General features: G+C 39.4%; 10 protein-coding genes. 5 read left to right on the top strand and 5 right to left on the bottom strand.

The window, feature by feature from the left end:
• Positions 1–435 precede the first annotated feature (435 nt).
• On the bottom strand, positions 436–1,515 hold the full coding sequence (serC, locus tag FTU83_RS10245) for a 3-phosphoserine/phosphohydroxythreonine transaminase (protein WP_078192058.1): 1,080 nt from the start codon (positions 1,513–1,515) through the stop codon (positions 436–438).
• Between the two features lie 348 nt (positions 1,516–1,863).
• Between serC and FTU83_RS10250 the strand changes: the two genes are divergently transcribed.
• The 4 genes from FTU83_RS10250 to FTU83_RS10265 are packed head-to-tail and all read left to right on the top strand — an operon-like array spanning position 1,864 to position 6,781.
• On the top strand, positions 1,864–3,351 hold the full coding sequence (locus tag FTU83_RS10250) for a TolC family protein (protein ID WP_180106439.1): 1,488 nt from the start codon (positions 1,864–1,866) through the stop codon (positions 3,349–3,351).
• Between the two features lie 21 nt (positions 3,352–3,372).
• Entirely contained in the window at positions 3,373–4,536 is a 1,164-nt protein-coding gene (locus tag FTU83_RS10255) for an HlyD family secretion protein (protein WP_111883932.1), read from the top strand.
• A complete protein-coding gene (locus tag FTU83_RS10260) occupies positions 4,536–5,666 on the top strand; it encodes an ABC transporter permease (RefSeq protein WP_180003320.1) in 1,131 nt (376 codons plus the stop codon). The genes FTU83_RS10255 and FTU83_RS10260 overlap by 1 nt, the downstream gene beginning before the upstream one ends.
• The gene (locus FTU83_RS10265) at positions 5,663–6,781 is read left to right on the top strand and encodes an ABC transporter permease (protein ID WP_180106437.1); all 1,119 of its coding nucleotides are present in this window, start codon (positions 5,663–5,665) and stop codon (positions 6,779–6,781) included. Before FTU83_RS10260 ends, FTU83_RS10265 begins: the two co-directional genes overlap by 4 nt.
• Before the next feature lie 119 nt (positions 6,782–6,900).
• On the opposite strand, the gene FTU83_RS10270 is transcribed toward FTU83_RS10265, so the two are convergent.
• Entirely contained in the window at positions 6,901–7,449 is a 549-nt protein-coding gene (locus tag FTU83_RS10270) for a hypothetical protein (protein ID WP_180049046.1), read from the bottom strand.
• A 460-nt stretch (positions 7,450–7,909) separates the two neighbouring features.
• Here FTU83_RS10270 and gltP point away from each other — a divergent pair, with 460 nt between their 5' ends.
• Positions 7,910–9,205: a glutamate/aspartate:proton symporter GltP gene (gene gltP, locus FTU83_RS10275; RefSeq protein WP_078190399.1), complete on the top strand. Its 1,296-nt coding sequence runs from the start codon at positions 7,910–7,912 to the stop codon at positions 9,203–9,205.
• Positions 9,206–9,271: 66 nt separating this feature from the next.
• Here the strand turns inward: gltP and FTU83_RS10280 are convergent, their stop codons facing one another.
• The 3 genes from FTU83_RS10280 to gyrA all read right to left on the bottom strand — a co-directional run bounded on the left by FTU83_RS10280 (position 9,272) and on the right by gyrA (position 13,458).
• Positions 9,272–9,715, bottom strand: coding sequence for a DUF3887 domain-containing protein (locus FTU83_RS10280; RefSeq protein ID WP_180106435.1), 444 nt, complete (start codon positions 9,713–9,715; stop codon positions 9,272–9,274).
• A gap of 197 nt (positions 9,716–9,912) precedes the next feature.
• Positions 9,913–10,248 carry a hypothetical protein gene (locus tag FTU83_RS10285; protein WP_180106433.1) on the bottom strand — a complete coding sequence of 112 codons (336 nt, stop codon included), beginning with the start codon at positions 10,246–10,248 and terminating at the stop codon, positions 9,913–9,915.
• Positions 10,249–10,473: 225 nt separating this feature from the next.
• Positions 10,474–13,458 (bottom strand): DNA gyrase subunit A, encoded by a 2,985-nt coding sequence (gene gyrA / locus FTU83_RS10290; RefSeq protein WP_180106431.1) that lies wholly within the window; start codon positions 13,456–13,458, stop codon positions 10,474–10,476.
• Between the last annotated feature and the right edge of the window lie 219 nt (positions 13,459–13,677).

Raw genomic sequence — 13,677 nt, forward strand, 5'->3', positions numbered from 1 at the left:
GTCATGAGAAAGCCCATATAAATGGGTAGAGTACAAGTTGCTGTAGAAGCATTTTTAATTCGTCTGATCACAGATACTTTATAAAGTATTTTAATACTTTTTTGAATCCGTCAATGCGTAAGTCCTAATGAACTAAATAGTTTAGTAAGTTTATGGCAGATAGTACTTTATTTAATCAAATAATTATGTTAAAAATGCGTTTAAGAAATAGTAATTAACGATAAATAGATCGGAAAGAATATCTATGAAAGTCGTGCAAGAAGAAAACTTATCACAAGTTGACCATCACATGGAATCTCGATATCAAATCGAGCCAATGTCCTGCTTATTTTTTATGTTAGGTATGCTGATTTGTGCATACGTGTTACATACTTTTATTTTTTAATCTATTCAATAAAAAAACCGGCATTTGCCGGTTTTTTTATGCCTTTAGGATTATGCGTTGCGTTTTGCAAAGTCATCCATAAAGTTAACCAGTGCTTGAACGCCTTCTAGCGGAACAGCATTATAAATACTTGCACGCATACCACCCACTGAACGGTGACCAGCTAAATTCAGCAAGTGGTTTTCTTCAGCTTCTTTCAAGAATTGTTTTTCCAATTCTGGATTCGCCAAAGTAAATGGTACGTTCATGATTGAACGGAATTCTTTTGCAATTGGATTTGCATAGAAATCGCTTGAATCAATATAACCATAAAGTAATTCAGCTTTTGCCATATTCGCTTTATAAATTGCGTCTACACCGCCCTGCTCAAGTAACCATTCAAAAACGAGGCCAGATAAGTACCATGCATAAGTTGAAGGTGTATTCACCATTGAACCATTTTTCGCTTGAGCTGAATATTTCAAGATACTTGGAATATCTGCTTTCGCTTGATCCAATAAATCATCACGAATAATCACCAAAGTTAAACCAGCAGGACCAATATTTTTCTGAGCACCTGCATAGATTAAACCGAACTTAGATACGTCTAATGGTGCAGATAAAATGCTCGATGAAAAATCGGCAACCAATGGTTTGTCCGTTTCAGGAATGTTGGCAAACTGAAGACCACCAATAGTTTCATTATCTGCATAATGCACATAAGCCGCATCATCAGATAAGTTCCAGGTGCTTTGATCAGTAATCGCAAGTTTACCGTCAATGGTGGTACCCGCTTCAACAACATTAATGTCGCCATAACGCTGTGCTTCTTTCAACGCTTTTTCAGACCAAATACCAGTGTGGATATAGTCTGCTTTGCTGTTTTTACCCAATAGGTTTAATGGGATCGCAGAGAATTGAAGTGATGCGCCACCTTGAAGGAATAACACTTTATAGTTGTCTGGAATATTCATCAGCTTACGAAGATCAGCTTCTGCTTTCTCTGCCACAGCGACATAGTCTTTACTACGGTGGCTCATTTCCATGATCGAAAGGCCTTTGCCTTGCCAGTCAAGCATTTCAGCTTGAGCTTTTTCTAAAACGGCAGTGGGTAATGCAGCAGGACCAGCACAGAAGTTGTACGCGCGCATGAGTTTTCCTTTCAAAGTGAAACACAATAAAATGATGGCATTTAACCATATCTGACGCGTGCTTGCAGTAGTTAAAGCTGAAAATATTCCAATGCTGTCTGACATTTGAAGTCAAAATTTCAATAAAGATCAAAATTAATTCTTCTTAATTCAAATTATTAGATTTACTGATATTTTTTATCCCTTGAATTGATGCTAATTTAAGGTCTTGATGTGCGAAAAATGATGTGCGCTGCAAAGATAAAATTTATTTACATATGTATATGAAACAATACAACAACTTAGTGAATTTACCCAACTTCATCACAATGACTATAATGAACCCATCCTAGCTGTGAGTGTGTTTTTATGCCTCTACCTCGAACAGATTATTCTATAAAAATTAAACATACATTTCGTTCAGGTTTACTGCTTGGCCTTGGTTGTTTCAGTGGCTTTTTTAGCCCCACGGTACTTGCGCAAAGTATCAGTTATAGCCAAGCAGAACAAAGTCTACTCACTAGTTCGTATAGTACTCAGGCCAACCAAGCACTACAACAATCTGCCGAACTTCAAGCTCAGGCCATTAAAGGGCTTGGTTTACCTCGTGTGGATTTAAACGTCCGTGCCTATGCCTTTCATAATGAACTCGATATTCCTCTCGGTGCCTTAAAAAACAACTTAGAACAAACGCTGAGTAATGGCATTAATAATAAAATTGATGAAAGCTTACCGAGTGATTTGGCAGACCCATTAAAAGACAGTCTGCAACAGCCAATCCGTGATGGTGTCGGATTAATTCCAGATTCTTCCCAAGTGGTCTTAGATGATCAAGTGATCCGCCCTACCGTTTCCGTAATGATGCCGCTGTATACCGGTGGGTTAACGTCTAGCGCCAAGGAAATTGCCAATATCCAAGCCAAACGCAGCGCGATAAGCAGTGAACAACAACAAGATGTGCAACGTTTTGAATTAATCCAAGCCTACTTCAATGCTCAATTACAAAAAAAATTAGTCGAAAGCAGCCGCTTCAATTTAAATGCGATGCAACAACACTATGCCAATGCGCTCAAAATGGAACAACAGGGTTTTATTAGCAAAGGCCAGCGTATGCAATTTGAAGTGGCGAAGAATAATGCTCTCAGAACTTTTCAAAATACTGAAGCGAATCTCCGCTCTAGCTTATTTAAGTTAAACAACTTAATGCAAAGCAGCCAAATTACTGATCTTACAACGCCATTATTTATCAATCAGCAACACAATCAAAATATAACCGCCTTACTAAAAAGTTATCAGGATCAGTCTAGTTTGGTGCGTAAAATGCAATTGGACAGTCAATTGGCTGGTGCTAATGTGAAAGCCCAAAGCGCAGCAAAAAAACCCAACGTCTTTGCCTTTGGTGAATATAGTCTCGACGATAAACAAAACTGGATCGTTGGTGTTGCCGCTCGCTACAACTTATTTTCAGGTATTGATAAAAACAAATCCGTACAAGCTGCTGAACTTCAACGCTATGCATCTGAGTTAATGACTGAGCGTACCAAACAAGAAATTGAAAGCCTGATTTATAGCTCATTTAATGAAGTCACCAGCGCTCAACAAAGTCACCTGTTGTTGCAGCAAAACCTAAAAGCTGCTCAAGAAAATTTAAGAATTCAACAGCTTTCATTTAAAGAAGATATGGGTACGGCCACACAAGTCATTGATGCACAAAATGCATTGAACGGGCTACAAAGTGAAATGGCGCTTAATGCCTATAAATACGTGATGTCACTCGCAACACTGCTACAAAGTCACGGGAGCATTGACCAGTTCCAAAGCTATATCAATCAATCACACACCGACTATATTCGCTAAGTTTAGCCGAGGGGAAACAATATGAATCAGGAACCAACTGATCACCAAGAAGATGCCTCTGCGAATGCTGAAACATCCCAATCCAATGTCTCGAGTTCAAACGTTTCGTCTACAGCAAATACTGCTGAGGATACTCCAAAGAAAGTGAATACCAATACTGATGCAGAGACGAAAAAAAGCTCAGTGCAAAGTCGCAATAAATCTGCTTTGATCAAGCTCGTGATTGGCATTGTCTTAGTTCTGCTTTTGGCATTGATTGCATTTGGCTTATGGAAAAGTTATCAGCCCAAGCAGGTTGAATTACAAGGTCGAGTTGAGGCTGAAACCATCCACATTAGTACCAAAGTACCTAGTCGTATTGAAGAAATATATGTGCATGATGGTGAAAAAGTACAAGCAGGTCAAGCACTGGTTCGTTTAACCAGCCCCGAAGTCGATGCAAAGAAACAACAGGCTTTAGCTGCACTTCAATCTGCGCAAGCACTGCAATCCACAGCTGAACGTGGCTCTCAACAAGAAAATATTGATAGTTTATATGCCAATTGGCAAAGTCTAAAAGCACAGCAACAATTGGCGCAAACCACCTACCAACGTGGTCAAAACCTCTATAAAGAAGGTGTCATTTCACGTCAACGCCGTGATGAAATGCAAGCTGCCGCAGTCTCTGCTGCACAAATGACAGAAGCGTCTTATCAACAATATGCGCGTGCAAAACGTGGCAGTACACCGCAACAACAAAGCTCGGCAGATGCCCAAGTCAAGATTGCGCAAGCCGCGTTGGCCGAAGCAAATGCACTTGAGGCTGAAACCAAATTGTTTGCACCGTCCAATGGCACCATTTCAAAAACCTATGGCAAAGTTTCAGAATTAGTTGCGATGGGTGTGCCCGTTGTAAGCCTGATTCAAGATGATAGCTTATGGATTAGCTTAAATGTCCGTGAAGACCAGTATGCTCAAGTGTATCAACTCAAGACCATGCAAGGATTTATACCGGCGCTAAACAAATCTGCCGAGTTTAAAATTGATCACATCGAAGCCGAAGGTGAATTTGCAACAATCAAAACCACGCGACAAACGGGCGGCTATGACATTCGTAGTTTTAAAGTCCAACTGAAACCCGCTCAGCCGATTGCTGACTTAAAAGTGGGTATGAGCGTTTTGTTTAAAATTGAAGAGCGTAAATAATGTTTAGGGGCATTCTGCGTGAGTTTCGCTATTTGATGCAGCATAAATGGGACTTGTGTATGGTCACACTTGCCCCTGCCCTTGTGATTTTGCTCTTTACCAATATGTTTGCTCAAGGCAAACCAGATCATTTACCCATCGCGATCATAGACCAAGATCAAAGCAGTTTAAGCCGTAACATTACTCATTTTGCGCAGCTGAACCATACCTTAAAAGTAGCCACCATTACACCCAGTATGGATGATGCTGAAAAGCTTTTAAATCAGACTCAAATTTGGGGCTATATTCATATTCCTGCTGGTGCAGAGCAACGACTGGTTCAAGCAAAAGATGCAGAAGTCAGCATTGCCTATAACCAAAGCTATTTTAGTGTCGGCAATAGTATTTCATCAGCCATGCTGCTAAGTACATTGCAAGCCATGGCCGATTTTAGTGGTCATCAGTATTTAGAAAATACAATTCCCTACCTCGATGCACCGACACCCAATGTCAAAATTTCACCTTTATATAATCCAGGTTTAAATTATGAGTTCTATTTAGAGCCGTACATGATTCCTGCGATTCTGCATTTATTACTGTGTTGCTGTGTCGCATTTTCAGTCGGTCAAGAAATCAAATATGGCACTGTAAATCAATGGGTGAAACCGACTTCTGTCTTTCAAGCTTTAATCGCTAAAAATCTCAGTTATGTTTTCATTTTTACCGCTTGGACATGGGCATGGATGTTCTGGCTAATCGTGTTTCGAGGGTGGTTTGTTCAGGGTTCATTACTGCTCATTTTGCTCGGGCAATTGTTTTTTTATACAGCCTATGCCTTTATCAGTTCTACTGTAGTTTTGGCGACACGTGATCTCACCAAATCTTTTGGTTTTATTGCGGTATATGGTGGCTCATCACTGAGTTTTGCAGGGGTGACATTGCCGCTGAATAACGCGCCGATGTTTACAAAATTCTGGGCCAATATTATTCCCTATACGCCTTATGCCAAATTACAAACAGAACAATGGGTCATTGGTAGCCCAATCTCCATTTCAATCACACCGCTTGTCACCCTGATCATTTACTGTCTGTTCTATTTGGTTCTTGCCAGCTTCTTTTTACGGAAAGTACTGAAGGAGCAAAGCATATGAATAAAATCGTGTCATTTCTATCAACTTTGCTCAGACACTATATTCAAACCTTTAAAGATATTGTGAAGCACAGTTCGATTTTTACCACCTTAGTGCTTTCTGTTTTTCTTTACAGTTTTTTTTATCCCATTGCTTATCAAGCGGAACACGCAGAATCGCTCCCCATTATTGTGGTGGATGAGGAACAAAGCATACTCACCAATACGATTATTGGTGCTGTAGCCAATAGTCCCAATGTAGAAATTCTAGCTGTGACTGGTAATTTTGCGGAAGCTGAAAATATGCTCCGAAGTCAGCAAGCTGACGGGATTTTACTGTTGCCGAGTAATCTTTCAAATAGCATTCGCCGTGGTGAAACCGGTGGAATTGGTTTATATCTCAGTGCTGCAAACTTTCTAAAGACGCAAAAAATTGGCTTAGGTTTAGCCAGTTCGATGGAAAATGCTCTCGGCGAATATGCAGAAAAATTCCAGAACATATCCGATTTTAGCCCAGCTTTATCTATCCATAAGATTCCATTGTTTAATCCACTTTCAGGCTACGGCAGCTATATTTTCCCAGCGGTTGCACCCTTAATTATTCATCAGACGATTTTATTGGGTCTGTGCATGCTGATTGCGACCTATCGACAAAACACCACTTGGCGTCCGAGCTATACACAATTGGCTGGCATCTTCTTGTGTATTTTGACCATAGGAACGTTGGGATGCTTCTATTTATTTGGTTTTACCTTTTGGCTGAACGACTATCCACGGGGTGGAAATTTTTGGGGCATGTTCATTGCTGTGCCCATCTTCCTCAGTTGTATTATTGCGATGACACTCTTTCTAGCCACCTTTCTTGACCTGCCAGAACGTGCAGGACATGTCATCGTTTTTAGTTCTATTCCGCTATTTCTACTTTCGGGAACGGCATGGCCGCATGCAGCTATGCCTGAATGGATGCAAATACTTGCTCAGGTGTTGCCGTCAACTCAAGGCATTCAAATGTTTCTTCAACTCAATCAGATGGGTGTACCTACAGCAATTGTCATCCCTAAATTGCTTTACCTCACAAGTATTGGACTGATTTTTTTATGTCTTGCTGTCTGGCGTTTAAAGTTTGCCAAAAGATAAAACTGTTTGTGCTGTAAGACATGTCTGGTCTCAAGCGAAATGCGTTCAAACCTATTCATCATAGACTCGAACGCTTTGTATCTAATCATGTCTCAAATTTAAATTCTTGCTGTCATCTATTAGCTGTATGCATTTGGCGTGACAGTCGATGCTTCATCCACTTGAATATCAAAATCATCTGCATCTGAGGTGATCTCAGTAACCAAATCATCTGATTCTTTTTCTGCAGCGTTTTCAAGCCAGAATCCTTTCACTTTATCGTCCCCATCATGACCTGCAAAGACCACACTCATATACAGTTCTTTTTGCGGATAATCATATTTATACACAATTGTTGTGGTCTTACCTTCTCCCAGCCGAGTATTTGCCATTCGCTGAATCACTTGCGCTTCAGCGCTAGGTTGACCTGCAGGAATCAGCTTTTTCATACGTGAAAACAGCTCTGGATCTGCTAGCATCGCATCACGAACATTTTCTTCAACCAATGCCAAAAAGCTGTCTTGATGGGGTTGGTGTAGTGCTGCGAATAATTTTTCTGACTTAGTACGCTGGGAGCTTGTCTCACTTGGTAGGCTTGATTCGAATTTTGCAATCAAGAAATCGCCAATTTTTTCACAAGCCGTTATAGGTAAGATTAAAGCGATGATGACGACTAATTTTTTCAACACCGTACAAGCCCTCTGCTTATTATTAAAATATATAAAGTTAAAATTTATTTCGGATAATCTGTGTGATTTATAGAATTTTCACTGATTTATCTGCTTCACAAGTATAAAGCAAACTTCTATATAAAAATGAAAAATACAGGCTCACATTTAGTTTTTTCGATCTTTCTAGGTAAATCAGAGATTTTGTGAAGTGTTTATTAATAACTCAATTTTATTCGTTTTATAAATTAAATTTAACAATAAAATCGTTTATACGACTAAAAATGATAATTTATCGATCAAACAGTTTGGTTTTGATCAAAATCGTTGGCTGTATTCTCATATAAACTGCAAAATATTATCGTATTTATCTCCCAAATTATTCAGAACTTTTTGTCATGGCGGATTCAGTCTATCTGCAACATTTGTTCGTGGATGACTGTGGGCTTTTTTCTCCCAAATCTGACATAAGAGCTGATGTATGAAAAAGATTAAGGTGAGCCTTGCCTGGCAAATCGTGATTGCTCTCATTCTAGGTATACTTGTTGGTGCTTTCCTACACTATTCTCCTGAATATCGTGATGCTTTAGTTAATAACTTTTTGACTCCTTTGGGCTCAATTTTTATTAACCTCATTAAGATGATCGTTATTCCGCTTGTTGTGTCGATGCTTATTTTAGGTATTGCCAATACAAGTCACGGTAGTAACTTAGGTAAACTTGGTTTCAAAACAATTATTTATTTTGAAATCATTACCACCGTTGCTATTTTAGTCGGTTTAGTTGCAGCCAACGTATTCCAACCTGGTGCCGGCATTGATATGTCTGCATTGACGCAAGTCGATATTTCAAAGTATCAAGAAACAACACATGAAGTCAGTGAACATTCTCATGGTTTGATTCAAACAATACTTTCACTTATTCCATCTAACTTTTTTGCAGCTTTGACGAGTGGTCAAATGCTCCCAATCATCTTTTTCTCTGTGATGTTTGGTGTAGGTTTAGGTGCGCTTGATCAAGAAGTAAAACAACCTTTAATTAAAGTGTTGACCGCTGTTTCTGAAACGATGTTTAAAGTTACGCACATGATCATGATGTTTGCACCTATTGGTGTATTCGGCTTGATTGCTGCAACTGTTGCGAATTTCGGCTTCAGCTCACTTGTGCCACTGCTTAAACTTGCAGTTTTAGTTTATGGTGCAATCTTCTTCTTTATTTTCATTGTATTAGGTGCAGTTGCTAAATTCTGTGGCTTCAGTGTTTGGGCCATTATCAAGATCTTAAAAGATGAATTGATTCTCGCGTATTCAACTGCAAGTTCTGAAACTGTCCTCCCCCGTATTATGGAAAAGATGGAAGCTTATGGTGCTCCGAAACCGATTACCAGTTTCGTAATTCCAATTGGCTATTCATTTAACCTCGATGGTTCGACCCTATATCAAAGTATTGCGGCTATCTTTATTGCTCAGCTTTACGGGATTGATCTGACAATCACCCAACAAGTGATTCTAGTACTGACCTTGATGATTACCTCTAAAGGGATTGCAGGTGTACCTGGCGTTTCTTTCGTGGTCTTGCTGGCGACTCTTGGCAGTGTCGGTATTCCTCTTGAAGGTCTGGCATTTATTGCGGGTATTGACCGTATTTTAGATATGGCACGTACTGTACTGAATGTAATTGGTAACGCTCTTGCGGTACTGGTGATCAGTAAATGGGAAGGCCAATTTGATACTGAAAAACAAAAAAATTATGCTGCTAATCTAAAAGATGCCGCTTAATTTTATGTCATAAAAAAGGACGCTTAGGCGTCCTTTTTTACAGCTTTTTTTATTTTTTACCTAATTTTATTTATTTTTTTCACCAAAAACTGAAATATTAAAATCTCGAATTTTGTTACTTCCTGCGGGTTTATCAAAACTTACATCATACTGTACTAGGTTTTTATTGGTATAACCGTACTCATAAGTGACCGTATATAAAGACGGTTTTTCAGTCGATTTTTCAATGTGCTTAGCCACTATATTTTTGCGTGAGTAATCTTGTTTCGGAATACCTCGTGCAAATTTACGCAGCTCTTTTTCATTCTGTTCAAACTTCGCTTTGAGTTCTGGTTCAAAGTAAGTGTACAGCTTATCAAAATTGCCTTCACGTAATTGATCATAGGCAGCTTGGGCAACTTCAGTCTGTTCAGCACTTGGGTCTGGTATTGCATTTAATGCTTTTTGGCCAATTTGGTCACAACCTGACAACGCTATGACACAACCTAGTAACAAAAAATTTGCCTTCATAACCACACTTATTCCTAATTTAAGCTTTTGAGTATATATAAAACTTCAAAGTTGATATTAAAATTAAGATATCTCTTTAACTTTTCTCTTTCCAACTTGTTGACAGTACATTAAATTAAACTCTGTTCACTTACGCAAGGTAAATGAGCTTCACTTTTTATGTATTTAAATAAAGTACCACTGAAAATTCTAAGGGTTTATTTAAGTACCAACTTTAGATGACTACCGATAATTTTAGCCAAAGGATCATCTTGTTTAAATAATACGGTGTAAAATACAGTTTGCTGCTCGTATTCATACTTAAGGTTTGCTTCAATTAGTTCACCATGCACACTATTTTTAATACTTTTATATTCCAACATTTTATAATCTAAAACTTTTTCAAAATATGGAATATATGAAGATATTTCTGGCAATAATGTTGGATCTTCTAACAAAGCTTGATAAAACTTCTCATCTGTTATTTTCTGGATTTGATCTAAATCTTTATCACGTATAGCAACATACAATTGCTCAATGTGTTTAAGTTGCAAAGGTGTCAGCTTATAAGGAATAGATGATTCTTTTTTATACCTTCATTAAACTCTACAGACGTCGGTTCACTACATCCCATTAATGCAAAACAAATGACTATTCCTTTGGTTCTAATTAATTTTTTGAAATACATTTAAGTCACTATTCTTGTTTATATAAATTTTTGTTAATACTATTCATCTATCAAAAAGGACGCCGTAGCGCCCTCTTTTCTCAATCTTCAATTAGTCTTCTTCAGGCTCATTGAAATCTGATTCATTGTCATTTTGATCAATAATCGTTGAGTCATCTACAAGTTGCTCAGTTTCGATTGCTTCCACTTCTTCAAAAGTTTCGTCTTCTTCAACTGCTTCGATCGCCACAACACCGACTAAGATTTCGCTTTCACCTAAACGGATCAAACGAACACCTTGAGCATTACGACCTGTTTGTGCCACTTCAGACGCACGTGTACGAACCAACGTACCACCATCTGAAATTAACATTAGCTCTTTAGACGCATCAATCGCTACCGCACCAACAAGTTCACCGTTACGTTCAGATGTTTTAATTGCAATAACACCTTTACCGCCACGTTTCTTAGTTGGGAAGTCATCTACTGGTGTACGTTTACCATAACCATTAGCTGAAGCACAAAGTACTTCACCAGTTTCCGGAACAACTACCAATGACACTATACGGCTAATGAGAGCTGAATCAGAGGTATCTTCATCATCAGACTCTACATCCGCATCTTCAGCGTCTTCAGCTTGAGCTGCTGCACCAATGGTCACGCGCATACCACGAACACCTTTGGCAGAACGACCCATTGAACGCACGTCAGTTTCTGCAAAACGAATGGCTTTACCTTCGTTTGAGAACAACATGATTTGTTGTTCGCCGTCGGTAATGGCAACACCGATTAAGGTGTCATCACCATTGAGTTCAATCGCGCGTAGACCGTTTGAACGAACATTCGAGAATTGTTCTAACTCAACACGTTTAATCGTACCGTATTCTGTTGCCATAAATACGTAGAAGTTTTTACGAACGGCTTCTGCTTGCTGTGCAAAGTCATTGATGATTTCATCATCAAGATCAGTGGTAGAAAGCTCTAAGCCCAACTGTTTCAATTGAACACGTAATGCATCAGACAAGTCATCTGCACCGTCTTCAGTCTCAGCAAGTGCAGCTTCTAAACCAGCAAAATGACTATTAATCACTTCATTGGTTTGTAGCTGTGCACTATTGGCTTTTACAAATGCTTTAAAGTCAGCCAAACGTTCTTTAAATTTCTTCGGCGCATCGACCACTGGTAAAATAGCGGTGATGGTCTCGTTTTCATCTAATGGCAATAAGTTCACCATCGGACGACCTTTCGCACCACGAGATGCTTGAGGTACTTCATACACTTTCAAACGATAAACTTTACCCACATTGGTAAAGCAAAGCACTGTTGCGTGGTTTGAAGTCACGATCAAATGCTGGATGTAATCGTCTTCTTTCATTGAAGTTGCAGACTTACCACGTCCACCACGACGCTGTGCAGCGTAGTCTGACAATGGTTGAGTTTTTGCATAGCCTGATTTAGAAACAGTAAGTACCATTTGCTCTTCAGGGATTAAATCTTCACGAGAGAAGTCGATACGTGATTCCACGATATCGGTACGACGTGCATCGCCATATTGTTGAAGGATTAAAGCTAATTCTTCTTTAATCACGTTCATCAATAAGTTGAAATCGTTCAAAATTGCAGTGTATTCAGCAATTTGACCAAGAATTTCTGTATATTCAGCTTGTAACTTGTCTTGTTCTAGACCAGTTAAACGATGTAAACGAAGTTCTAAGATCGCACCTACTTGAGTTGGAGACAGACGATAAATATCACCTGTTAAACCAAATGGACGTGCTGGATCTTCGCCTTCAATTTCATCTGGACGGACAGATACCGCGCCTGCTTTTTCAAGCAATGCAACGACACCACCGCCTGCCCACTCGCCCGCTTGTAAACGTTCGCGTGCTTCGCTTGGGTTTGCAGATGTTTTGATGGTTTCAATGATCGCATCGATGTTTGCAAGTGCAACCGTCAAACCTTCTAAGATATGTCCACGTTCACGTGCTTTACGCAATTCGAACATGGTACGGCGTGTAACCACTTCCTGACGGTGACGGATAAACGCTGCAATAATATCTTTCAAGTTCATTAACTTAGGCTGACCATTATCGAGGCAGACCATGTTAATACTGAATGAATTTTCTAATTGGGTATTTTGGAATAGGTTATTTACAATCACTTCAGCGTTTTCACCACGCTTCAAGTCAATTGCAATACGCATCCCTTCTTTATCTGATTCATCACGAAGTTCAGAAATACCTTCAAGTTTTTTCTCTTTGACCAACTCAGCAATACGTTCAATGGTTTTTGCTTTGTTAACTTGATAAGGAATTTCAGTGAAGACAATCGTGCTACGGCCCGATTTTTGGTCTTCTTCAATGTGATATTTACCACGGATATGCAAACGGCCTTTACCAGTACGGTACGCATCGACAATGCCAGATTTACCGTAAATGATACCGCCTGTAGGGAAGTCTGGACCAGAAATGTGTTCCATTAATCCTTCAATGCTGATGTGCGGATCGTTGGCATAAGCAAGACATGCATTAATGACTTCTGTCATGTTATGCGGAGCCATATTGGTTGCCATACCTACAGCAATACCAGCTACACCGTTAATCAACAAGTTAGGCACACGTGTTGGCATGACTTGTGGAATACGCTCAGAACCGTCGTAGTTGTCTTCCCACTCTACGGTATCTTTCTCAAGATCCGCTAAAAGTTCGTGGGTCAATTTACGCATACGAACTTCGGTATAACGCATTGCTGCTGCACTGTCACCATCGACAGAACCGAAGTTACCCTGACCATCAACCAATTGATAGCGTAAGCTGAAATCTTGAGCCATACGAACAATAGTTTCGTATACAGCTAAGTCACCATGTGGGTGATATTTACCGATGACGTCACCGACTACACGGGCAGACTTTTTGTAAGCTTTGTTGTAGTCATTGCCCAATTCGTGCATTGCAAAAAGCACACGACGGTGAACAGGTTTGAGACCATCTCGGACATCTGGCAACGCACGTGACACAATCACGCTCATTGCATAATCGAGATATGAGCTCTTCAGTTCATCCTCAATGGCAATCGGTCTAATTTCCGATACGCTCATGCATACTCCTTGTTATACAAGCAGAATTCTGCCCGCATTTATATATCGTAAATCTGTAAAAATTAGTTCAAAAAACACTGAACCAATATCAAAAATCAAGTCGGACAGTATAGCATAAAAACCCTGATTTTTGTGCCAATCATCTTGCACTAGAACCATGATTTTTTGTATTTATTTTAAGCATTTTGATTTTATTTGCTATGAAAAAAACCTCTACGA

It is taken from the genome of Acinetobacter sp. YH12152, assembly GCF_013418285.1.
GTDB lineage: Bacteria > Pseudomonadota > Gammaproteobacteria > Pseudomonadales > Moraxellaceae > Acinetobacter > Acinetobacter amyesii.

Coding starts and splice junctions, on each gene's coding strand:
- FTU83_RS10250 (WP_180106439.1), top strand. CDS start 1,864: ATGCCTCTACCTCGAACAGATTATTCTATAAAAATTAAACATACATTT.
- serC (WP_078192058.1), bottom strand. CDS start 1,515: ATGCGCGCGTACAACTTCTGTGCTGGTCCTGCTGCATTACCCACTGCC.
- gltP (WP_078190399.1), top strand. CDS start 7,910: ATGAAAAAGATTAAGGTGAGCCTTGCCTGGCAAATCGTGATTGCTCTC.
- FTU83_RS10280 (WP_180106435.1), bottom strand. CDS start 9,715: ATGAAGGCAAATTTTTTGTTACTAGGTTGTGTCATAGCGTTGTCAGGT.
- FTU83_RS10255 (WP_111883932.1), top strand. CDS start 3,373: ATGAATCAGGAACCAACTGATCACCAAGAAGATGCCTCTGCGAATGCT.
- gyrA (WP_180106431.1), bottom strand. CDS start 13,458: ATGAGCGTATCGGAAATTAGACCGATTGCCATTGAGGATGAACTGAAG.
- FTU83_RS10265 (WP_180106437.1), top strand. CDS start 5,663: ATGAATAAAATCGTGTCATTTCTATCAACTTTGCTCAGACACTATATT.
- FTU83_RS10260 (WP_180003320.1), top strand. CDS start 4,536: ATGTTTAGGGGCATTCTGCGTGAGTTTCGCTATTTGATGCAGCATAAA.